The organism is Blautia sp. AM47-4 (assembly GCF_003479865.1).
In the GTDB taxonomy this organism is placed as follows: domain Bacteria; phylum Bacillota; class Clostridia; order Lachnospirales; family Lachnospiraceae; genus Fusicatenibacter; species Fusicatenibacter saccharivorans.
This window is the reverse complement of record NZ_QUHY01000015.1, coordinates 19837-43543: the sequence shown is the minus strand read 5'-3', so window position 1 is coordinate 43543 and position 23707 is coordinate 19837. Positions and strand designations below refer to the sequence as shown.

Genomic DNA, 23707 nt, shown 5'->3' with positions numbered 1-23707 from the left:
TAAACATTTTGCCGTCTTGGTAAAATAAACATAACAGAATTCAGAAAATTGTGAAGAAAAAGGAAAGGCAGAGAACCGATGATTAGAATCAAAGATATTGCAGACCGCGCAGGGGTCAGCCCGACGACGGTTTCGAATGTAATACACGGAAAGACAGGGCGCGTCTCAAAGGCGACGGTCGAGAAAATCAACCGGATTTTAAAGGAGATGGAGTACGTGCCGAGTATCAGCGCGCGCATGCTGGCGAACAACAGCTCCGGTCTCATTGGTGTGGCGCTTGGTTTCATGAAGAAAGGAAATGCATCTTCCTTTGAGGATCCCTTTGTGTCGGCAATGCTCGGAAATCTGGAGTATCAGATCCGGGAACACGGCTACTATATGATGCTGGTTGCGCGCCATGAGCAGGACGATATTATGCAGCAGGCGCTCGGCTGGAATTTTGACGGCATGATTGCGATGGCTCTGAAGGAAAAGGAGATTGCAGAGCTCTCGGAACGTCTCGGAAAACCGCTGGTAACCATTGATCAGTATCTCCCGCCGGAACTTGGAGTCCGCTCCATTACGATGGATGACCGCGGCGGTGCGTACCAGATGAGTCAGTACCTGATTGGAAAGGGACATAAAAAATTTCTCTTTTTATCCGACTGCGATCTCGGGGTTGACCACTATCGGTGGCTCGGTGTGCGTCAGGCAATGGAGGAGGCGGGAATTGAGGACTTTGAAAGTCGCCATATTGTGATCCCGTGGAATCCAGAGCAGAGGGAGAAGGCATATGAGGAGATGCTTCCGTTCTTCAAAAAACAGACAGCGCTCTTTTTTTCATCGGATTACTATGCACTTGAAGCATCCAACTTTCTGCAGAACAGGGGAATAAAGGTTCCGGAGGAAATTTCAATTGCGGGCTTTGATGATGTTACCTATGCGACACTTGCGCGGCCGAAGCTGACTACCGTGCATCAGATGGTGGATGGAAAAGCACGCCGTGCCGTAGAAGTCCTGATGCACTTGATCCAGGATGAGCCGGTACAAAAAGATATTCCGCCATTGCCGACAACGCTGGTGGAGAGGGAGTCGGTAAGAGATCTGACGAAGTAAATAGTTACCAAATTTACAGAAAAACTCTTGTAGAAACTGCTGGTTTTGCGCAAAACTATTGAAAAATCACCGTGAGGTATGGTAAAATGTGCTTGCAAACGACAGAATTAAAGAACCAGACACGTTCTGGGGATGAAATAAAGGAGGTAAAAAAATGGACAAAAAATGGTGGAAAGAAGCCGTAGTGTATCAGATTTATCCGCGCAGCTTCATGGACAGCAACGGAGACGGTATCGGAGATTTAAATGGTATCACATCCCGTCTGGATTATCTGAAGGATCTTGGCGTGGATGTTATCTGGCTGTCTCCGGTGTACCAGTCACCAAACGATGACAATGGATATGATATCAGCGATTACCGGGCAATCATGCAGGAGTTCGGAACAATGGAGGATTTTGACCGCATGCTTTCGGAGATGCATAAAAGAGGCATCAGGCTGGTCATGGACCTTGTTGTCAATCATACTTCAGATGAACACAAATGGTTCGTGGAGAGCCGCAAATCGAAAGACAATCCATACCGCGATTATTATATCTGGCGTGATGCAAAAGAGGGAAAAGAGCCAAACAACTGGGGAAGCTGCTTCTCCGGTTCCGCATGGAAATACGATCCGCAGACAGAGATGTATTACCTGCATCTGTTCTCAACAAAACAGCCTGATCTGAACTGGGAGAACCCGGCGGTTCGAAAAGAAGTTTTCGATATGATGAACTGGTGGTGTGAAAAAGGCATTGACGGTTTCCGGATGGACGTTATCAGCATGATCTCCAAACCGGAAGGGCTGCCGGACGGAAAAATTCCGGAGGGCGGACTCTACGGTGATTCCGGCTGCGTAAACGGACCGCACGTTCATGAGTATCTGCAGGAGATGAACAGGGAAGTCCTCTCCAAATACGATCTGATGACGGTTGGTGAGTGTGCCGGTGTCACGATCGAGGAGGCAGAAAAATATGCATCCGCAGACGGCAAAGAGCTCAGTATGGTATTCCAGTTCGAGCTGGTAGATCTGGCAAGCGGAACATACGGCAAATGGACGGACAAACGCGTACCGCTCAAAGATTTCAAACGCGTCATGACAGCATGGCAGACGGAGCTTGAGGGCAAGGCATGGAACAGCCTCTTCCTTGGAAACCACGACCAGCCGCGCTGCCTGTCCCGTTTCGGCGATGATTCACCGGAATACCGTGTGGTAAGTGCCAAAATGCTGGCAACCTGCCTTCATATGATGCAGGGTACCCCGTATGTATACCAGGGCGATGAGCTTGGCATGAAGAATGTTCCGTTCCACGATCTGTCCGAGTTCCGCGATATTGAGAGCATCAACGCGTTCCACGAGCTGACCGGTGCCGGAAAAGTAGCGCCGGACGACATGATGCGCTACCTGAACCTGCGCGGAAGAGACAATGCAAGAACTCCGATGCAGTGGGATGATACCGCTTCGGCAGGATTTACCACAGGAACACCGTGGATCAAGGTCGGACCGGATTACGAGACCGTCAATGCCAAGAATGAGATGGCGGATCCGGATTCTGTATACAATTATTACAAGAAACTGATTCATCTCCGGAAAGAGAAGGATATCATGGTTTACGGAACGTACGAGCTGCTCGATCCGGAGGACGAGGCACTGTATGTATATACCAGAACCTTAGGCGACCAGAAACTCCTCGTGATGTGCAATTTTACAAAAGAGGAGCAGGAATACACGGTTCCGGAAACCTTTGCGGGAGCAGAGGTACTGATCAGCAACTATCCGCAGGACGGCGCGGCAGCGGGGGTACGAAAACTGCGCGCGTATGAGGCGGTTGTTCTGGAGACAAAATAAAAAATGCAGAGGAATCTGAGGCAGAACGGACTTTTGTCACAGATTCCCGTTCTCAAAATAGGGCAAGAACTGGTAAGATAAGAAAGGGAAAAACAAAATATGAAACCATATCTGAAATTGGAGACACATCCACTTGCAAATCCCGAGAATGTGATAAAAGGCGATAAATACCGTATCACAGTACTGACAGAGCATCTTCTTCGGCTGGAATACAGTGAGGACGGTGAATTTATCGATGCAGCATCCCAGACGGTTGTAAACCGTGATTTTCCAGCAGTGGAATTTTCCGTCAAAGACACAGGCGATGAGCTGGAGCTGCGTACAAAGTATCTGCAGCTGAATTACAACAAAAAGGCATTCTCTGCAAACGGACTTTCCTGCAAAACAACGGCAGTCGGCATCAGTTCTGTACCGGCATGGCATTACGGAGATCCGACACAGGATCTTGGAGGAACGGCCCGTACGCTTGATCAGGTCAACGGAGCATGCGAACTGGAACCTGGTATCATGTCCTGGTTTGGTTCCGCTGTTCTGGATGATTCGAAGTCGCTTCTGATGACAGAGGACGGTTGGGTGACCCCGAGAAAGAAAGGAGTGCAGGATCTGTACTTCTTCGGCTATGGCTGGAATTTCCGTTTGGCATTAAAGGATTTCTACCACCTTTGCGGCAAGACACCGATGCTTCCGAGGTTTGCGCTTGGAAACTGGTGGAGCCGTTACTGGCGTTACAGTGAAACATCCTATATGAAACTGATGGAAGACTTTGATAAAGAGAACGTTCCCTTCTCGGTTGCTGTTATCGATATGGACTGGCACCGTGTAGACGATGTGGATCCGAAATACGGCAGCGGCTGGACCGGCTATAGCTGGAATAAAAAACTCTTCCCGGATCCGGAGCGTTTTCTTGGAAAACTCCATGCACGCGGCATGAAGACAACACTGAACGTCCATCCTGCAGACGGAATTCGTGCGTATGAGGACTGCTATCCGGAAGTAGCAGAAGCTATGGGAGTGGATGCAAAAAAAGAAGAGCCGGTCAATTTTGACATTGCGGATCCGAAATTTGTTGATGTATATTTCGACAAAGTCCATCATCCGATGGAAAAAGAGGGCGTCGATTTCTGGTGGATTGACTGGCAGCAGGGACAAAGTACCAAGATCGAGGGTCTTGATCCGCTGTGGATGCTGAATCACTATCATTTCCTTGACAGTGGAAGAGACGGAAAACGTCCGATGACCTTCTCCCGCTATGCAGGACCGGGCTCCCACCGCTATCCGGTCGGATTTTCCGGAGACACCCACATCACCTGGGAATCTCTGGATTTCCAGCCATACTTTACCAGCACAGCCTCCAACATCGGCTACGGATGGTGGAGTCATGATATCGGCGGCCATATGCTCGGCTACCGTGACGATGAGCTTGAAGCAAGATGGTATCAGTACGGAGTCTTTTCTCCGATCAACCGTCTGCACAGCTCTAGCAGTGCCTTCAGTGGAAAAGAGCCTTGGAACTTCAGTATGGAAGTGCGCAGCACAATGGATGATTTCCTTCGTCTGCGTCATAAACTCGTACCGTATCTGTACACGATGAACTACCGTGCATGGAAAGAAGACACACCGATCGTTGTTCCGATGTATTATGATTACCCGGAGACGGTTTTCTGGGGCAAAAATCAGGCACCGAATCAGTACTTCTTCGGAAGCGAGCTGATGGTAACACCGGTGACAACGAAATGCATTCCGGAGCTGAAGCGTGCAAAAACAAAGGTGTGGCTGCCGGAAGGTACGTGGTTTGATTTCTTCAACGGAATGATTTACGAGGGTGGCAGAAGTATGGATCTGTACCGTACGCTCGAGGAGATCCCGGTTCTTGCGAAAGCAGGTGCGATTATCCCGATGACAGAGAAGATCAGTGCGCTGGATGTAGAATCCAACCCGGATGAGCTGACGGTACGCGTTTACGCGGGCGCGGACAATACATTTGCCCTGTACGAGGATGACAATACTACCATGGCATATGAGAAGGATGACTGTGCAAAAACATCGATGACGCTCGACTGGGGTGCGCGGAAATTTACGATTGCACCGGTTGAGGGCAATCAGAGCCTTGTTCCGGAAAGCAGAATGTACTGCGTAGAATTCGGCGGAAGTACGGCAAAAGAAGCGAAGGTCTTTGTAAACGGCGTGGAAGCGGATGCAGAAGTCAAAGAGAAAGACGGACTTCTTACGATCGCGGTAACAGATGTAAAACCGCAGGATACCGTGACAATCTGTCTGCCGGAAGATACGGAGATTGCAAAGAACGATGTCATGACACGTGCGATGGATCTGTTGCTGCACGCCGAAATCAGCTACATCACCAAAGAGCAGATCGCAAATCTTCTTCACAAAGCAGACGGAAAGGTAGCAATTCTGGCTGCAGAGCTGCAGAGCATGGAACTTTCAAATGATCTGCGCGGTGCGCTGCTGGAGATCATTACGGCATAAATTGCTGCAGAAAAACACGATTTGATTTACAGAAAAAGAATTCTGTGATACGATACATACAAAGAAAAGGAAGAGAGCGTGGCAGTGGATTCTGTCAGGCTCTCTTCTTGAAATGTGAGACAGGAGGATTTTTAAACGTGGGAAAATACATCATGGCACTTGATGCCGGCACAACGAGCAACCGCTGTATTCTGTTTGATCAGAAAGGACAGATCGTAAGCCTTGCGCAGAAGGAGTTTACCCAGCGTTTCCCGAAACCGGGCTGGGTGGAGCACGATGCCAATGAAATCTGGTCCACGATGCTCGGTGTAGCCGTGGAGGCAATGCAGAAAGCGGGCGCGTCCTACGAGGATATTGCGGCAATCGGAATCACAAACCAGAGAGAGACGACGATCGTCTGGGACAAAAAGACGGGAGAGCCGGTCTACAATGCAATTGTATGGCAGTGCCGCAGAACATCGGAATACTGCGATTCCCTGATGGAGCGCGGACTGGTTGACCGCTTCCGGGAGAAAACAGGTCTTGTGATCGATGCGTATTTTTCAGCCACGAAGCTGAAATGGATTCTAGATGAAGTTCCGGGCGTGCGCGAGCGGGCGGAGCGAGGCGATCTCTATTTTGGAACAGTGGAGACGTGGCTGATCTGGAAGATGACAAAGGGAAAGATACATGTCACCGATTACACCAACGCGTCCCGTACAATGCTGTTCAATATCCATACCCTGAAATGGGATGAGGATATCTTAAAAGAGCTGAACATTCCGCTCTGTATGCTGCCGGAAGTCCGCCCGTCGAGCTGTGTCTACGGGGAGACGGCATCCACATATTTCGGCGGCCCGATTCCGATTGCGGGAGCAGCGGGAGACCAGCAGGCGGCGCTGTTCGGCCAGACCTGCTATGCGCCGGGCGAAGCGAAAAATACATACGGAACAGGCTGCTTCCTGCTGATGAACACGGGAGAAAAGCCGGTTTCTTCGACACACGGTCTTGTTACCACGATTGCATGGGGCATCGGGGACAAGATTACGTATGCGCTCGAGGGATCCATTTTCGTCGGCGGAGCCGCAATCCAGTGGCTGCGCGATGAGATGAAGCTGATCGAGTCCTCGGCGGATTCCGAGTACATGGCGCAGAAGGTGAACGACACGAACGGCTGCTACGTCGTGCCGGCGTTTACCGGCCTTGGCGCACCGTACTGGGATCAGTATGCGAGAGGAACCATTCTCGGCCTGACCCGCGGCGTCAACAAATACCATGTGATCCGCGCAACGCTGGAGTCGATCACGTATCAGGTGGATGATGTCTTAAAAGCGATGGAGGCAGATTCCGGCATGAAGCTCTCCGCACTGCGTGTGGACGGCGGAGCAAGCGCCAACAACTTCCTGATGCAGTGCCAGGCGGACATCAGCCAGGCGCCGGTGGAGCGGCCGTGCTGCATCGAGACGACCGCGATGGGAGCAGCTTATCTTGCGGGACTCGCCGTCGGCTACTGGCCGGATCAGGAGACGGTAAAACAGAACGGAGCCATTGACCGTACGTTTGAGCCGGAGCTCTCGAAAGAGGAGCGCGATGAGAAGATGAACGGATGGCACAAAGCAGTCCGTTACGCCGAAGGATGGGCAAAATAGAAAAAGATTTTGGAAATGCAGAAAAGGAACGGTTTCGTAATGAAAACCGTTCCTTTTCGCGTACTGTGACTTCTTGTCTACTGATGTTAAAGAATGTCGATATGTTCGCCGTTTAAAGCTTTGTTCATGCTTCGCACGGCACAGAATTTACCGCACATCGAGCAGGTATCTTCCTGTTCCGGCGAGCGGTCGGCGCGGATGGCTTTTGCAGTCTCCGGGTCCAGTGCACAGTCCCACTGTGCTTTCCAGTCGAGCACGCGGCGGGCGTCTCCCATCTTGTCGTCAATATCACGCGCATGCGGAACACCTTTGGCGATGTCGGCAGCGTGTGCGGCGATTTTGCTTGCGATGATGCCCTGTTTTACATCATCCAGGTTCGGAAGAGCCAGATGCTCTGCCGGCGTTACGTAGCAGAGGAAAGCAGCGCCGTTCATAGCGGCAATTGCGCCTCCGATGGCAGCAGTGATGTGGTCGTAGCCCGGTGCAATATCGGTCACAAGAGGGCCGAGGACATAGAACGGAGCGCCCATGCAGATGGTCTGCTGTACTTTCATATTGGCCGCAATCTGATCCATCGGAACGTGGCCCGGTCCCTCAACCATAACCTGAACGTCTTTCTCCCAGGCACGTTTGGTGAGTTCGCCGAGGCGCACCAGCTCTTCAATCTGGCAGACATCCGTTGCGTCGGCAAGGCAGCCAGGACGGCAGGCGTCACCGAGAGAAATGGTCACATCGTATTCACGGCAGATATCGAGAATCTCATCGTAATACTCGTAGAACGGATTCTCCTCGCCGGTCATGCACATCCAGGCGAACACGAGGGAGCCGCCGCGGGAGACAATATTCATTTTCCGTTTGTGTTTGCGGATCTGATCGATGGTTTTTCTGGTGATGCCGCAGTGCAGGGTGACGAAATCGACACCGTCCTCGGCATGGAGGCGGATGACGTCAATAAAATCTTTGGCGGTCAGCGTATCCAGGTCTCGCTGGTAATGGATCACACTGTCATATACCGGCACGGTGCCGATCATGGCCGGACATTCGGAGGTCAGTTTCCGCCGGAACGGCTGCGTATTGCCGTGGCTCGACAGGTCCATGATGGCTTCTGCGCCCATATTGACCGCGGAGAGTACCTTCTGCATCTCCACATCGTAATCTTTACAGTCTTTCGAAACACCGAGATTTACATTGATTTTCGTGCGCAGCATCGAGCCGATGCCCTCCGGATCGATGCAGGTGTGCAGCTTATTGGCCGGAATGGCAATCTTTCCGCTGGCAACGAGCGGCATCAGGTCTTCCACGGCCATATACTCTTTTTCTGCGACTTTTTTCAGCTCCGGTGTTACAATGCCGCGGCGTGCGGCGTCCATCTGTGTTGCGTAATTGCGTTCCATCTGTTGTTCTCCTTTATTTTCAAAATCAGATCCGGTAAGCGTGGTTCAGCGGTCCCGAGCCGTGGCCGAGATCCATCATGCTCGCGAGTGCGCCCGAAATATACTCTTTTGCGGCGGAAATGGCATCCGGAAGGGAAAGCCCCTTTGCGAGCCCCGATGCGATGGCGCTGGAGAGTGTACAGCCGGTGCCGTGTGTGTTCGGATTGTCGATGCGTTTTCCGGTGAACCAGGTAAATGTGCCGTTGTGATATAAAAGATCGTTGGCATCATTGATACTGTGGCCGCCCTTTAACAGAACGGCACAGCCGCAGGAATCCCCGATCTCTTTTGCGGCGCGTTCCATATCACTTTCCGACTGGATTTTGATGCCGGAGAGAACTTCTCCCTCTGGGATATTCGGTGTGATGACTTCGGCCAGAGGAAAGAGCAGTTTTTTCATCAGGTCAGGCACGCCGCCCGAAGCGAGCGCGGAGCCACTTGTAGCGACGAGGACCGGGTCCACAACGATGTGTTTGGCCTGGTAGAAGCGAAGCCGTTCGGAGATGACTTCGATCAGTGCCGGGGAGGATACCATACCGATTTTGACGGCGTCCGGGAAGATGTCCGTAAAGACGGCGTCAAGCTGTGCGGCCAGAAACTCCGGTGTTACATCGAAAATACCGGAAACTCCGGTGGTGTTCTGGGCGGTGAGTGCGGTAATTGCCGACATGGCGTAAACTCCGTTTGTGATCATGGTTTTGATGTCTGCCTGAATGCCGGCGCCTCCGCTGGAATCACTTCCCGCGATTGTTAATGCTGTTTTCATGTTTTTCGCGTCCATGAGAATTACTCCTTTGCATTACTTTTCTTTTTGGACAGGCGACAAAGAAAGTGGTGCCCCCAGTCTGCCGCCTGGTGTGAGGATGAATGGTTACGTAAAATTATTTGTTTTCCAGCATGCGCAGAGTCTGTTCTTTCAGATCCTTCGTTGCGGAAACAATGTCTTTCTGTGCAAAAATGGCACTGATGACGGCGATGCCGCAGATGCCGCTGCCGGAAAGCTCCGTCACGTTATCGCGTGTGATGCCGCCGATGGCGATGACAGGGATTTTAACGGCATTGCAGATAGCAGTCAGCGTTTCGTGGCTGACATCCTCCGCATCCGCCTTGGAACCGGTGTGGAAGACTGCGCCGACGCCGAGGTAATCTGCCCCGCGCTGCTCGGCGAGAATGGCCTGTTCCACGGTCTGTGCCGAAACGCCGATGATCTTGTCCGGGCCAAGCTTTGCACGGACATCGCCGGCCTCCATATCGCTCTGGCCGACATGAACGCCGTCCGCATCCATCTTAGCTGCGATTTCCACGTTATCGTTGATGACGAAAGGAACATGGTATGCGGCACAGAGTTTTTTCAGTTCCAGTGCCTCTTCCATAAAGTGATCCTGGTCAAGATTTTTTTCGCGGAGCTGGATAAACGTTGCGCCGCCCTGCAGAGCCTTTTCCACCTGGCTGTACAGTGTCTCGCCGTTCAGCCAGCTGCGGTCTGTCACAGCATATAAAAGCAGGCCTTTTTTATCGCACTTCATACTTTGCACCTTTCTCCAGCGTCTCGCCGTCCATGTGGTAGATGGCGTCGATGATGCGGTTCCGGTAGGTGGAGTTGCCGTCTTCCGGTTTCATATGGCTCCAGCCGATCTCGCCGGCAAGTCCCATCGCGCAGACAGCGGCAGCAGCGGCTTTTAACGGCTCGTCCGGGTTGGCAACGAGGTAAGCGGTCATCATGCCGGAGAGCTGGCAGCCTGTTCCGGTGATGCTTCCCATCTCGGCGCGTCCGTTGCGGATCACGTAGCAGGTGTCAGCATCGGCAACGAGGTCGATCGCTCCTGTGATGGCGACAACACAGTTGTGGTCTTTCGCAAAGTTTTTTGCAAAAGCAACGGCGCTGTCGAGGTTTTCGTCTGTTACTTTATCGGCAACGTCTGCGTCAACACCCTTTGTCGTTCCGCTTCCAAGTGCCAGTGTTTTGATTTCGGAAATATTTCCGCGGATGACGGTGAACGGGATTTTTTCCATCAGCCGACTGCGGTCGAAGTACGTAAGTGGCTTGCGCCTGCGCCGACTGGATCGAGCAGGATTTTGTGGCCGAGCGAAGCTGCTTTTGCACCGGCACGGTACATGCCGTCGATGCTCGTTCTGTGCAGCGTTCCGATGTTGATGTTCAGACCGCCGCAGATGGAGGTGATATCCTCGACATCCTCCGGTTCATCGGACATGATCGGGCTTGCGCCGCATGCCAGCAGAATATTGGCGACATCGTTTACTGTAACGTAATTTGTGATGTTGTGTACGAGAGGGGTTGTTTTTCTGACATTGTCAAGACAAGTGCCTAACATAATTTTTTGTTCCTCCTGTGTGAGTATTTTTGCAGAAGCAAATTCCCTTGTGGTACTGGAAGAACCTGTTGATGATGTGTTCATAGAGATTAAAAAGCAGATATACGTGGAGGTATATCTGCAGAAAATGTGCATATCGTATCTCCCTACGTTGGCATTACCCAAATCAGGTTCAGGGTCTAGGAGATGCATCCTACTCTCAGCCCGCTTCGCACGCGAGCTCCCCTTTGCTTTCTGCAGACAATTATATACGCATAAAAACAATTGTGCAAGAGAAAAACGGAAGATTTTAAAAAAATTCAGAAAAATAAAAAAGACATGCAAAATATTGGAAATGTAATGTTATTTGGGTTGACAGAGAAAATAATATCAGCGTAAAATGAAGTATAAAATATGCGTGGAAGTCATGGACGTGATGATGCCGCCTCCATTCCGATTTTCGCCATGAGCGCCAACGCCTTTGTTGAAGACCGGCAGGCCGCAAAAGAGGCCGGCATGGACGTGCATATCGCAAAGCCGATTGATGCGGAATTACTGAAAAAGAAAATTGCAGAGTATTGCAGGTGAAAAGAAGTGCCCCTGCCGGCATCTGATGTGTGCCGGGCAGGGGCTTTTGATGTGCGAATCTTATTTTTCTTCCTCCGGGTACGTATAGCCCCAGGTTCTGCGGAAGGAGGTCATCAGATCCATGACGTCCTTCGTGTAGTCGAGGTGCATGGCAGATGCATCTCCATTGATGGCGCGTTCCATGTCGGCGAGCTCATAGGCGAGTGCATCGGCGTTGTCACCGGCTTTGATGATTTCGGATTCGCCGGTGGAAGCGTCTGTGATTTTTGCTTCCCAGGCACGCGGGTACTCCATGATCTCGATAAATCCGTTCTCACAGGAAACCATGCCGCGTTTCGGCTGTTTGGAGTGGAGAGAGAGCATCACACTTGCCATCTGCCTTCCTGATTGGTGAGAAGGAGGCCGGCCTGCTCGTCCACACCGGTCGGAGCGGGCTTTACCTGGGAAAGGAGCTGATCCGGCTTGGAGTCGAAGAACCAGCGGAGGAAGGAGAGTGCGTATACGCCGATATCAAGCATCGCGCCGCCTGCGAGATTCCGGTTGAAGAAGCGGTTCTTCATGTTGTACTCTTTGAAACTGCCGAAGTTCATCGTGATCAGATTGACTCTGCCGAGACGGCCGGAGTCGAGAATTTTTTTCAGCTCTTTGTAGATCGGCATATGGTAAATCGTCATTGCCTCTCCGATGATGACACCTTTTTCTTTTGCAAGCGCTATGGCCTCGTCGAGCTCGTCGCTGTTCAGCGTAATCGATTTCTCAACGAGAATGTGTTTTCCATTGGCAATCGCCTCTTTCATAAAGCCAAGATGCGTGTTGTGCGGCGTCGTGATATAAATGACATCGACCTCCGGATCGGTAAACATCTCATGGAAATCATCGTAAACTTTTCCAATTCCATATTTCTCCGCAAAAGCAGCCGCCTTCTCATGGGTCCGGTTGCCGACTGCGTAAATATTCTTTCCGTTTTTCTGCAGTGCGACCGCCATTTCATTTGCAATCACACCGCATCCGAGTACAGCCCATTTGATTTCTTTCATCGTGAGATTCTCCTATCGTATCTATTTCGCCCAGAGCGGTTCTTCGCTTCCGCTGTAGTCAAACCGTCCGTCGTTTTTCTCTTCCAGTGCTTTGATCATATGGTACGTAAATTCATTGTAAGGCGTTGGAATTCCAAGCTCTTTTCCCATGCGGATCAGCGCACCCGAGAACATATCAATTTCCGTATGGCGTCCCGCATCGAGATCCTGGAGCGTCGAGTAGCGCGCCGTCGGCGGAACCGCACTTCCGCGTCCCGAGGAGACATCCGCCTTGCTGATATCAATTCCCTTTGCCTCCGCAATCGCCATCAGTTCTGCGCGGAGTCCGTCGCTGATCGCCTTCATATGTACACTGTCGCGGTAGCAGCCGACCCCGGCACCGAGAATAGCCTGCGGCAGGTTATTGCAGACATTCAGCCGGAATTTGCTCCATATTTCCTCTAAAATACAATCGGTTGCCCGGTAATGCAGCCCTGTGCCGGAGAACAGATCCAGAACAGCCTGCACACGCTCACTGTCGTACGGCGCCGAAACTTCGCCGAAAATGATGCCGAGCGTCGCCTCAGGGTTGAAAACGTAGCCGTCATTCTCTTTATGAGAAGCTACTTTGATAACAGCATGAAGCAGATGCTCCGCACCGACTTTTTCCGCGATGATCTCCTCACTGTCCACGCCGTTCATCAGACTCATGATCACAGTATTCTCGCCGGTAACGGCAGTAATATTGTCAAGAGCCCCCGGCAGTGCGCCGTATTTGAGCGAGACGATCAGAAAATCCACGCCGTGTGCCTCTTCCGGTGTCCATACCTCCGGGTGATAAACCGTATCGTTAATTTTGCATCCTTTGTTTTTCAGACGCTTCGCCCGTTCCCCGGACGCGATAACGCCAAGCCGGATGTCCTTTTTCTCCGAAAGCCCCCAGATTACATAAGACCCAACCGCTCCGGCGCCCAGAACAGCAACTGATTTTATTATCATAATAGCCTCCTTTGTAACTATTTGAATTACCCTTACTATAACAAATTTTGCGGAGATCCTCAATTTGTTTTTCAAAATAGAAAATTTCGGAAAAGGAAGCCTAAATGTGTTGACGGAAGCTATTGGACCGCGGAGCAGAATAACTGGATGGTGACAGACGATCTGAAAAAGGTCAACGATACGCTGGGCCACGAGATGGGCGACATCATGATCCTGAACTTTGCAAAGCTCCTGCGGAAGGTCGTTCCGCCTCCGACCTGCTGCACGAGGCAGATCTGAAAATGTACGAAGACAAAATCCGGACGAAAGAAGAACAGAAGGCAAAAGAAAAACAAGAGAAGAAATAAGAAACGAAGGAGAAACGAAATTCGAACATTTCTCCTTTGTTTTTTGCGCGCATTTTTACCGGGAAATCATATTCTAAGGTTAGAATGAAAAAACAGGAGAATCTGTTGATGAAAGGAAAATGGCTGACAGGTGCGCTTGTACTGGCAATGGCGGCAGTGACGCTGGCGGGATGCGGGGCAAAAGATGAGACAAAAGAAAAAGTGGAGCAGGTGACATTAAATGAGGTTGCCCACTCCATTTTTTACGCCCCGCAGTACGTGGCAATTGAGGAGGGGTATTTCGCGGACGAGGGCATTGATCTGACGCTGATGACAGGATTTGGTGCAGATAAAGTGCTGACGGCGATGATTTCCGGCGAGGCGGATATCGGGTTTATGGGGGCGGAGGCAACCGTCTACGCGTACCTCGAGGGAACCGCAGACCCGGTTGTGAACTTCGCGCAGCTGACGCAGCGGGCGGGAAACTTTGTTGTGGGAAGAGAGAAAGACAATTCGTTTACCTGGGAGAAATTGAAAAACAAAGAGGTATTAGGGGGAAGAAAAGGCGGTATGCCGGAAATGGTCTTTGAGTATGTTCTGGCGCAGAAAGGGATTGATAAAAAAGACGTAAACATTAACCAGAGCATCGATTTTGGTTCCACAGCTGCCGCGTTCTCCGGCGGGCAGGGGGATTATACGATTGAATTTGAACCGTCCGCGACACTGCTCGAGCAGAAGGGCGACGGCTATGTCGTGGCATCGGTCGGAACGGAATCCGGGTATGTGCCGTATACGTCGTACAGCGTCAAACAGAGTTATCTGAAAACGCACGGCGCAACCGTAGAAAAATTCACGAAGGCACTGCAGAAGGGAATGGACTTCGTGCAGACGCACACACCGGAGGAGATTGCAGAAGTGATTGCGCCGCAGTTTGCAGAAACCGAGCTGGAAACCATCACCGCGATCGTGCGCCGCTACTATGAGCAGGATACGTGGAAAGAAAATCTGATCTTTGAGGAAGAAAGTTTTGATCTTCTGCAGGAGATTCTGGAGCAGGCGGGAGAGCTGGAGAAAAAGGCACCGTACAAGACACTCGTGACAACAAAATACGCCGAAGAGGCCGCCGCCAAAGGCTGATTCCGGCGGAATAGAAAAGCGAAAAAAGACAGAAAAAGACACTTTTCGACATTCGTCGACAAACAGCGACATTTCATTCGAAAAAAATAAAGAAAATTGCAAAAGAAAAGAAGAAAAATAGAGAAAAAGTATTGCAAAAAAGTAAATTTTATTGCATACTATGGATGTCGCATATATTTTTTACAACACAGGCATACGGAGGCGAACAGACATGAAAGTAGGTTTTATCGGCGGCGGCAACATGGCGAGTGCCATGATTGGCGGAATGATTCAAAAAGGAGTTGTATCTGCAGATGACATTCTGGTATCGGTCCGCACGGAGAAAAGTGTGGAACGCTTGACCAACCAGTTTGGAGTCCAGGCGACTACGGAGAACGAAGCGGTCGTAGCCGGATCCGATCTTGTATTCCTGGCAGTAAAGCCAAACCAAATAAAAAATATAATAAACCTCGTCAAAAACTTCATCTCACCCGAGAAGATTATCGTATCGATTCTTCCCGGTAAGTCTTTACAATGGCTGGGTACAGAAATCGGAAAACCAACAAAGTTAATTCGCACCATGCCAAACACACCAGCACTCGTCGGAGAAGGAATGACCGGCGTCTGTGCCAATGATCTCGTGACGGAGGAAGAGCTGCAGCTCGTTTTAACCCTCCTGAAAAGCTTTGGCCGCGCAGAAGTTGTTCCGGAGTATCTGATGGATACCGTCACAGGTGTCAGCGGAAGCTCGCCGGCGTACGTATTTCTTTTCCTGGAGGCTCTTGCAGATGCGGCCGTAGCCGAAGGAATGCCGAGAAAACAGGCATATGAATTTGCTGCACAGTCTGTCCTTGGAAGCGCCAAAATGCTTCTCGAGACAGGAATGCACCCGGGAGAATTAAAAGACATGGTCTGCTCGCCAGGCGGAACCACCATCGAAGCGGTTGCCGTACTGGAGCGGGAGAAACTGAGAAGTGCTGTTATTGATGCAACACGAGCCTGCATCCGGAAATCAAAGGGAGTGGATTAGAAGGAGCAGCACCGCCGCTTTGACAGAATGACGCTAATGTGAAAGCAGCAAAATAAAGAATGTATGCACAAAAAAACAAACCAAAACAAGCAAAAAGCAAGCACAAAAAAGAGTAAAAAAACAAACGAGCGGAAAAATCCCGGCAGCCGTGGAAAAGGCACCGGGATTTTTTCTGGTAATTTATAGTTTTTTTCCTTTACTGAGCGTACTGTTGTGATAATCGGAAGAATAGGTTACATCCTTTCCAAACCATACCGGAGGAACAAAGGCGTTTGCGGATGCTTCGTCCGGAAACTCCACCTCTGCGAGGTAAAGGCCTTCATACGGCGCATCAAAGACATCGAGCTCGATCGTCAGATCCGTTCCGGTAAGCGGCAGCAGATAGCGTGTTTTTGAGATGAGAACGCCGTCTGCCTTTTCCCGCAGATGCAGGTAGGATTCCTTTGTGAGCGGAAGATTATACTCTTCACGCACCATCAGCCCTTTTGACTTGTAGGTCAGATAATATTCGTCGTCAGAGCGGCGGATGCGGACAACCGGTTCGGTGGAAAGATAGCCCTGCTCGATTTTTTTACATGGATAGCTTGTAAGATTTTCCGGAAGCTGATCCAGAAGGTATTTGCGTTCGATTTCCATAAAAGAGACTCCTTCTCGTGATTGCATCACTGCTTTTTTCAAGAGTTTACCATGCTTTTCCCGTGATGTTAAGCGAAATCCGGCTTTTTGCGAAAAAAGTCCTGAAATTTTTATGAAATGCAAGCATTCTGCGGAAAAATGTGGTATAATAGCGGCGGTTTGTTACAAAGAAAAGCAGAGAATATCACGTGACAAAACACACGAGACTGATCATACAACACAGGAGGACAAAACCATGGCAAAGATTTATGTATTTCTGGCAGACGGATGTGAAGAGATTGAGGCACTGACCCCGGTGGATCTGCTGCGCAGAGCCGGAGAAGACGTATGCACCGTTTCTATTATGGGAAGAAAAGAAGTAACAGGATCCCACAAAATCACCATTCTTGCAGATGAAACCATCGAAGAGGGAGAGTTTGATGACGGAGACATGCTGGTACTTCCGGGCGGAATGCCGGGTACATTAAATCTGGCCGGAAACGAGACGCTCGCAGCGCTGATCCGTTCCTATGACGATCAGGGAAAGAAACTGGCAGCCATCTGCGCAGCGCCGAGCATCCTTGGTGTGATGGGCATCTTAAAAGATAAAAACGCTGTCTGCTTCCCGGGATTTGAAGAAAAGCTGGCAGGCGCAAACGTACTCGATGTACCGGCAGTCACCGACAAAAATGTGACCACCGGCCGCGGCATGGGAGCAGCCACTGACTTCGCACTGGAGCTGATCCGTGTTCTGCAGGGAGAGGACAAAGCAAAAGAAATGGCGGAAAAAATCGTATTTCATTGCTAAAAAAAAGCCTAAAAACCACAGAAATATAAAAAAATCACTGGCGTTTTTGAAAAGAGTATGCTATACTCGATAAATGACTGTAGAATGGAGAGGTGTGCAGGTTTTCTGCCGCTTTTCAGATAAATCAAGGAGGAAATTGATAAAATGAGTGTACAGGTCGAAAATTTAGAAAAGAATATGGCCAAACTTACCATTGAGGTTCCGGCTGAAGAATTAGAGAAAGCACTGGAGAAAGCTTACCAGAAACAGAAAAAGAACATCAGCGTTCCGGGCTTCCGTAAAGGAAAAGTTCCGAGAGCTATGGTAGAAAAAATGTATGGCCCGGCAGTATTCTATGAGGATGCTGTAAACAGCCTTGTTCCGGAAGAGTATTCCAAAGCAGCAGAAGAGAGCAAACTGGACATCGTATCCCGTCCGGAGATCAACGTAGAGCAGATCGAAAAAGGCAAAGCTTTCATCTTTACCGCAACTGTAGCAGTAAAACCGGAAGTTACCCTTGGCGAGTACAAAGGTCTGGAAGTAGCAAAAGCTGACACAACCGTTACAGATGAAGAAGTAGAAGCTGAGCTGAAAAAAGAGCAGGAGAAAAATGCAAGAACCATCAATGTAGAGGATCGTCCGGCAGCAGACGGAGATACCGTTACACTTGACTTCGAAGGTTCTGTAGACGGCGTTCCGTTCGACGGCGGCGCTGGAAAAGATTATCCGCTGACCCTTGGCTCCCATTCCTTCATTCCGGGATTCGAAGAGCAGCTCGTTGGCGCAGCTCTGGAAGAGGAGAAGGAAGTAAACGTTACTTTCCCAGAGGATTATCAGGCAGAAGAGCTTGCTGGAAAAGCAGCAGTATTCAAATGCACCATCCACAAAATCGAAGCAAAAGAGCTTCCGGCACTTGATGACGACTTCGCAAAAGACGTTTCCGAGTTCGATACTCTGGATGAGTACAAAAAAGAAATCAAAGACAACCTGACCAAGAAAAAAGAAGAGCAGGCTAAGACAGAAAAAGAGAACGCTGTCGTAGATAAAGCAGTAGAGAACGCAACAATGGAGATTCCGGAGCTATGATCGATACGCAGGTAGAGAACATGGTTGACGATTTCGCAAGAAGAATCCAGTCCCAGGGTCTGTCCATGGAGCAGTACATGCAGTTTACAGGCGCTACCGTTGATTCCTTAAAAGAGCAGATGAAACCGCAGGCTGTTAAGAGAATCGAGAGCAGACTGGTACTTGAGAAAGTTGCAGAAGCAGAAAACATCCAGATCAGCGATGAGAAGCTGGACGAAGAGCTGGCTAAAATGGCTGAAATGTACAAAATGGAGCTGGATAAATTCAAAGAGCTCGTTGGCGAATATGAGAAAGAGCAGATGAAGAAAGATCTCGCTGTTCAGGAAGCAGTAACTCTCATGGCCGACAGCGCAAAAGAGGCGTAAGACCTCGGAAAGAGAGGCAATTGAATGAGTTTTGTACCTTATGTCATCGAGCAGACAAGCAGGGGAGAGAGAAGTTACGATATTTATTCAAGACTGCTGAACGACCGTATTATTTTTCTGGGAGAGGAAGTCACTGACGTATCGGCAAACCTGATCGTTGCACAGCTTCTGTTCCTGGAGTCTGAAGATCCGGGAAAAGATATCCACATGTATATCAACAGCCCGGGAGGTTCTGTAAGCGCAGGACTTGCTATCTATGATACGATGCAGTACATCAAATGTGATGTATCCACGATCTGTATCGGTATGGCTGCCAGCATGGGAGCATTCCTTCTTGCCGGCGGTACCAAAGGAAAGAGAATGGCTCTGCCAAACTCTGAAATCATGATTCATCAGCCATCCGGCGGTGCACAGGGTCAGGCAACCGAGATCAAAATCGTTGCAGAACAGATTCTGAAAACCAAACGGAAATTAAATGAAATTCTGGCGGCAAATACAGGAAAACCGCTGGAACAGATTGAGATCGATACCGAGCGTGACAACTACATGTCCGCAGAGGAAGCAAAAGCATACGGTCTGATTGATAATGTAATTACGAACCGATAAGAGAGGAAAGGTGTCCAAAAGCGTAGTTCCGGCAATGAGGCTTTTGTGGCACCTTTTGCCTTATCCGGCGATAAGGTTTAGTTGTAATATGTTGAAAGGAAGAAAACGATGGCTATAAAAGGGAATGATACCAAGATCCGCTGCTCTTTCTGCGGAAAGACAGAAGACCAGGTACGCAAGCTGATCGCAGGCCCGGACGGGGCATACATCTGTGATGACTGCGTGGCAATCTGCTCGGAGATCATTCAGGAAGAATTTGAGGATCTGTACGGCGAGCAGGATACCGACGAGATCAACCTGATCAAACCAAAGGAAATCAAAGCATTTCTGGATGACTACGTAATCGGACAGGATGAGGCGAAAAAAGTGCTCTCCGTTGCTGTTTACAACCATTACAAACGAGTGCTTTCCGGTGCATCCTCCGACATCGAACTGCAGAAGAGCAACATTCTGATGCTCGGACCGACCGGTTCCGGAAAAACGTATCTGGCACAGACACTGGCCAAACTGATCAACGTTCCGTTTGCAATTGCAGACGCAACGGCACTCACCGAGGCAGGTTATGTCGGCGAGGACGTAGAAAACATTCTGCTCCGCCTCATTCAGGCAGCAGACTATGATATCGAGCGCGCTGAGCACGGCATCATCTACATCGATGAGATCGATAAAATCACAAGAAAATCCGAAAACGCTTCGATCACACGAGATGTTTCCGGCGAGGGTGTACAGCAGGCACTGCTGAAAATCCTGGAGGGAACTGTAGCTTCCGTTCCGCCGCAGGGCGGAAGAAAGCATCCGCATCAGGAGTTTATTCAGATTGATACGACGAATATCCTCTTTATCTGCGGCGGTGCATTCGAAGGACTCGAGAAGATCATCGAGACGAGACAGGATACGAAATCCATCGGATTCAACAATCCGATCGGCCATGCAAAAGATGAGAATGTCGGAGATCTGCTCCGTCAGGTCATGCCGCAGGATCTGACCAAGTTCGGCCTGATTCCGGAGTTTGTCGGACGTGTGCCGATTGTCGTTACGTTAAATTCTCTGGATGAGACGGCCCTGATGAAGATTCTGGTTGAGCCGAAGAATTCTCTGGTCAAACAGTACAAGAAGCTGTTTGAGCTGGACGGCGTACAGCTTGACTTTAAAGAAGATGCACTCGAAGCGATTGCAAAGAAATCCCTGGAGCGGAAAACAGGCGCCAGAGGTCTCCGCGCAATCATGGAAGATACGATGATGGATCTGATGTATGAGATCCCGTCGGACAATACGACAAAAGAATGCGTCATCACCAAGGACGCTGTAGAAAAGAAGGCGGAGCCGGAGATTATTCACGGCGAACCGGCCCCTGTTCCACGGCGGAATATGGGAAGAAGATCCGGAAGACCGGAAACCGCCTGAAAAACGCAGGAGGAAACTTAAATGGAAGAAGTGACAAAAGTATTACCGGCGATTGCGCTGCGTGGAACGACGATTCTGCCGGATATGATTGTACATTTTGATATCAGCAGACCTAAATCGGTCCGTGCGGTCGAGGAGGCGATGCTGAGAGACCAGAAAATTTTCCTGATTACACAGAAAGACCCGGATACGGAAGTACCGGGTCTGCTTGATGTGTATAAAATTGGAACAATTGCGGTCATCAAACAGGTTGTGAGAATGCCAAAGGATGTTCTGCGGATTCTCGTAGAAGCAGAAAGACGTGCAGAACTGCTGAACTTCGAGGAAGAGGAGAGCGAGTATCTCCGCGCCGAGGTGGCGCTGTTTACCGGCTCGGACGAAATGCAGTTTTCCGATATCGAGCAGGAGGCAATGCTGCGCAACTTAAAAGAGCTGTTTGCCGTCTACTGCGAGCAGACGCAGAAAGTCAGCAAGGAACTGGCAGGCCAGATCCTCGGAACCGAAGAAGTCGGAAAGCTGGTGGACCAGATCTGCATGAATCTGCCCCTCGACTACGTAAACCGCCAGAAACTGCTGGAGGCTGTGGAGCTTTCCGAGCGGTATGATACGCTCTGCGTCATGATCGCCAACGAGATTCAGATTCAGGAGATCCGTTCGGAGATTCAGGGAAAAATCAAAGAGCGGATCGATAAGAACCAGCGTGATTATATTCTGCGCGAGCAGCTTAAAGTCATCCGCGAGGAACTCGGCGAGGACAATTCCCGGACCGAGATTGAAAATTATAAGAAGCAGCTTGAGAAGCTCAAAGCCTCCAAAGAGGTAAAAGAGCGGATTTCCGAGGAGATCCACCGTCTGGAAAATTCGGCCAGCAATCCGTCCGAGGCAGGCGTGATCCGCGGCTATATCGAGACACTGCTGGGGCTTCCGTGGGATAAGGCATCCCGTGACAATCAAGATCTGGCAAGAGCACGCGAGATTCTGGAGGAAGATCACTACGGTCTTTCGAAAGTAAAAGAGAGAATCCTCGAATTCCTGGCCGTACGCACCCTGACGAAGAAAGGCGAGAGCCCGATTCTCTGCCTGGCAGGCCCTCCGGGAACCGGTAAGACCTCGATTGCGAGAAGCGTGGCGCGAGCCTGAATAAAAAATACGTCCGCATCTGTCTCGGCGGTGTGCGGGATGAGGCGGAGATCCGCGGCCACAGAAGAACCTACATCGGCGCGATGCCGGGACGCATTGCGGCGGGACTCCATCAGGCGAAGGTGAAAAATCCGCTGATGCTGCTCGATGAGATCGACAAAGTAAGTGCAGATTACAAGGGAGATACCTCTTCCGCACTTCTTGAGGTCCTCGATTCCGAGCAGAATAATAAATTTGCCGATCATTACGTAGAGCTTCCGATCGACCTTTCGGAGGTGCTCTTTATTGCAACCGCAAATGATATTCAGAACATTCCGCGTCCGCTGCTGGACCGTATGGAAGTGATTGAAATTTCAAGCTATACGGAAAACGAGAAGTTCCATATCGCAAAAGAACATCTCGTTCCGAAGCAGAAGAAGGCGAACGGTCTGAAAGAAGCACAGCTTGTGATCGAGGATGAGGCGTTGATGGAAGTGATCAGCGGCTACACCAGAGAGGCCGGTGTCCGCTCCCTGGAGCGCCAGATCGGCAGAATCTGCAGAAAGAGCGCGAGAAAGATTCTCGAGGAACAGGTAAAAGAGGTTGTTGTGACGAAAGAAAACCTGGAAGAGTTCCTCGGAAAAGAGAGGTATGAGTTCCAGCCGGCCAACGAAAAACCGGAGATTGGTATTGTGCGCGGTCTTGCCTGGACGGCAGTCGGCGGCGATACGCTGCAGATCGAGGTCAATGTGATGCCGGGAAAAGGAGAGTTTCTGCTGACCGGCCAGCTCGGCGATGTGATGAAGGAGTCTGCGCAGGCGGGCATCAGCTTTATTCGTTCCGTGGCAGAGCAGTATGAGATTCCGAAAGAATTTTTCGAGAAACACGACATCCACATTCATATTCCGGAGGGAGCCGTTCCAAAAGATGGCCCGTCTGCCGGTATTACGATGGCGACGGCGATGGTTTCCGCGATCACAAAGGTTCCGGTAAAAGCAGACGTTGCGATGACCGGAGAGATTACGCTCCGCGGCCGTGTGCTTCCGATCGGCGGCTTAAAAGAGAAGCTGCTGGCGGCAAAGAAAGCCGGTATCCATATGGTTCTCGTTCCGGAGAAAAATGAGCCGGATGTAAGAGAACTGGATGCGGAGATCACAGACGGACTGCAGATCGAATTTGTCGGCAGCATGGAACAGGTATTAAAACTGGCACTTGTGGAAAAGAAGTAAGGCCAGAAGATACAAAAAACAGGAGAAGAAAAGTATGGTAATTAAACAGGTAGAGCTGCAGCATGTCTGCGGAATCACCAGTAAACTGCCGGATACCGGTCAGGTGGAAGTGGCATTTGCGGGAAAATCCAATGTTGGAAAATCTTCTCTCATCAATGCCCTGATGAATCGGAAATCACTGGCGCGTACCAGTGCGCAGCCGGGAAAAACACAGACGATCAACTACTACCACATCAATGAGGAAATGTATCTGGTGGATTTGCCGGGATACGGTTTTGCGAGAGCCTCCGAGGAGGTTAAAGCAAAATGGGGCAAGCTGATCGAGGATTATCTGCATCAGTCGAAAATGCTGCATGCAGTATTTCTTCTGATTGATATCCGTCATGCACCGTCCAACAACGATCGCATCATGTACGACTGGATTCTTCGAAACGGCTATCAGCCGATCATCATTGCGACGAAGCTGGACAAGATCAAGCGCAGCCAGCTTCAGAAGCAGATCAAGCTGATCCGCGAGACGCTGGAGGTTGAGAAAGATACGATTGTGATTCCGTTTTCTGCAGAGACAAAACAGGGACGCGAGGAGATCTGGAATCTGATTGATGAAATCCGCTCGGATGCAGAAGAAAGCGGGGAATAAT

Annotated in this window: 17 protein-coding genes, 4 pseudogenes and 1 riboswitch; of the genes and pseudogenes, 14 read left to right on the top strand and 7 right to left on the bottom strand. The window is 50.2% G+C overall.

All coding sequences use genetic code 11. From position 1 onward, the window contains the following. Positions 1-78 precede the first annotated feature (78 nt). The 4 genes from DW965_RS11135 (at position 79) to glpK (ending at position 7035) form a co-directional block, all read left to right on the top strand. The gene (locus DW965_RS11135; protein ID WP_022462608.1) at positions 79-1095 is read left to right on the top strand and encodes a LacI family DNA-binding transcriptional regulator; all 1017 of its coding nucleotides are present in this window, start codon (positions 79-81) and stop codon (positions 1093-1095) included. Positions 1096-1249: 154 nt separating this feature from the next. Next, positions 1250-2920 (top strand): glycoside hydrolase family 13 protein, encoded by a 1671-nt coding sequence (locus tag DW965_RS11130; protein ID WP_117760479.1) that lies wholly within the window; start codon positions 1250-1252, stop codon positions 2918-2920. 99 nt (positions 2921-3019) lie between these two features. Continuing rightward, positions 3020-5407: a glycoside hydrolase family 31 protein gene (locus DW965_RS11125; protein WP_119198397.1), complete on the top strand. Its 2388-nt coding sequence runs from the start codon at positions 3020-3022 to the stop codon at positions 5405-5407. A 137-nt stretch (positions 5408-5544) separates the two neighbouring features. After that, positions 5545-7035, top strand: coding sequence for a glycerol kinase GlpK (gene glpK, locus DW965_RS11120; protein ID WP_117814337.1), 1491 nt, complete (start codon positions 5545-5547; stop codon positions 7033-7035). Between the two features lie 86 nt (positions 7036-7121). Here the strand turns inward: glpK and thiC are convergent, their stop codons facing one another. The 4 genes and pseudogenes from thiC to thiM all read right to left on the bottom strand — a co-directional run bounded on the left by thiC (position 7122) and on the right by thiM (position 10801). Next, on the bottom strand, positions 7122-8429 hold the full coding sequence (gene thiC / locus DW965_RS11115; protein ID WP_119198396.1) for a phosphomethylpyrimidine synthase ThiC: 1308 nt from the start codon (positions 8427-8429) through the stop codon (positions 7122-7124). A gap of 25 nt (positions 8430-8454) precedes the next feature. Continuing rightward, positions 8455-9234, bottom strand: a complete 780-nt coding sequence (gene thiD / locus DW965_RS11110) for a bifunctional hydroxymethylpyrimidine kinase/phosphomethylpyrimidine kinase (RefSeq protein WP_055219891.1) — start codon at positions 9232-9234, stop codon at positions 8455-8457. A gap of 115 nt (positions 9235-9349) precedes the next feature. Next, on the bottom strand, positions 9350-9994 hold the full coding sequence (gene thiE, locus DW965_RS11105) for a thiamine phosphate synthase (protein ID WP_055226936.1): 645 nt from the start codon (positions 9992-9994) through the stop codon (positions 9350-9352). Then, positions 9981-10801, bottom strand: a pseudogene (gene thiM, locus DW965_RS22165) (hydroxyethylthiazole kinase). Before thiM ends, thiE begins: the two are co-directional and overlap by 14 nt. Positions 10802-10926: 125 nt before the next feature. Further along, positions 10927-11038: riboswitch (TPP riboswitch) on the bottom strand. Positions 11039-11194: 156 nt separating this feature from the next. Here thiM and DW965_RS11095 point away from each other — a divergent pair. Further along, a complete protein-coding gene (locus DW965_RS11095; RefSeq protein WP_117760475.1) occupies positions 11195-11368 on the top strand; it encodes a response regulator in 174 nt (57 codons plus the stop codon). Positions 11369-11428: 60 nt separating this feature from the next. On the opposite strand, the pseudogene DW965_RS11090 reads toward DW965_RS11095, so the two are convergent. Both DW965_RS11090 and DW965_RS11085 read right to left on the bottom strand, forming a co-directional pair. Further along, positions 11429-12405 (bottom strand): annotated as a pseudogene (locus DW965_RS11090) (Gfo/Idh/MocA family protein). 21 nt (positions 12406-12426) lie between these two features. Continuing rightward, a complete protein-coding gene (locus tag DW965_RS11085; protein WP_118640315.1) occupies positions 12427-13383 on the bottom strand; it encodes a ketopantoate reductase family protein in 957 nt (318 codons plus the stop codon). Positions 13384-13530: 147 nt separating this feature from the next. Here DW965_RS11085 and DW965_RS11080 point away from each other — a divergent pair, with 147 nt between their 5' ends. From DW965_RS11080 to proC, 3 genes are all read left to right on the top strand, one after another. Then, entirely contained in the window at positions 13531-13662 is a 132-nt protein-coding gene (locus tag DW965_RS11080) for a diguanylate cyclase domain-containing protein (protein ID WP_117801967.1), read from the top strand. Positions 13663-13838: 176 nt separating this feature from the next. After that, positions 13839-14846, top strand: a complete 1008-nt coding sequence (locus DW965_RS11075) for an ABC transporter substrate-binding protein (protein WP_118640316.1) — start codon at positions 13839-13841, stop codon at positions 14844-14846. 211 nt (positions 14847-15057) lie between these two features. After that, entirely contained in the window at positions 15058-15855 is a 798-nt protein-coding gene (gene proC, locus DW965_RS11070) for a pyrroline-5-carboxylate reductase (RefSeq protein WP_117760472.1), read from the top strand. A gap of 180 nt (positions 15856-16035) precedes the next feature. Here proC and DW965_RS11065 read toward each other — a convergent pair whose 3' ends face one another. After that, positions 16036-16491, bottom strand: a complete 456-nt coding sequence (locus DW965_RS11065) for a CYTH domain-containing protein (protein WP_022461346.1) — start codon at positions 16489-16491, stop codon at positions 16036-16038. Between the two features lie 235 nt (positions 16492-16726). Between DW965_RS11065 and DW965_RS11060 the strand changes: the two genes are divergently transcribed. The 6 genes and pseudogenes from DW965_RS11060 (at position 16727) to yihA (ending at position 23706) form a co-directional block, all read left to right on the top strand. Then, complete coding sequence (locus DW965_RS11060) at positions 16727-17278, top strand: DJ-1 family glyoxalase III (RefSeq protein WP_055219893.1); 552 nt, start codon at positions 16727-16729, stop codon at positions 17276-17278. A gap of 144 nt (positions 17279-17422) precedes the next feature. Continuing rightward, positions 17423-18708: pseudogene (tig, locus tag DW965_RS11055) on the top strand (trigger factor). 24 nt (positions 18709-18732) lie between these two features. Continuing rightward, the gene (gene clpP, locus DW965_RS11050; RefSeq protein WP_022461349.1) at positions 18733-19314 is read left to right on the top strand and encodes an ATP-dependent Clp endopeptidase proteolytic subunit ClpP; all 582 of its coding nucleotides are present in this window, start codon (positions 18733-18735) and stop codon (positions 19312-19314) included. Between the two features lie 108 nt (positions 19315-19422). Beyond that, entirely contained in the window at positions 19423-20718 is a 1296-nt protein-coding gene (gene clpX, locus DW965_RS11045; protein ID WP_117509624.1) for an ATP-dependent Clp protease ATP-binding subunit ClpX, read from the top strand. Positions 20719-20739: 21 nt separating this feature from the next. Next, positions 20740-23066, top strand: a pseudogene (gene lon / locus DW965_RS22160) (endopeptidase La). Then, positions 23050-23706 carry a ribosome biogenesis GTP-binding protein YihA/YsxC gene (yihA, locus tag DW965_RS11035; RefSeq protein ID WP_256372854.1) on the top strand — a complete coding sequence of 219 codons (657 nt, stop codon included), beginning with the start codon at positions 23050-23052 and terminating at the stop codon, positions 23704-23706. Before lon ends, yihA begins: the two are co-directional and overlap by 17 nt. Position 23707 lies beyond the last annotated feature (1 nt).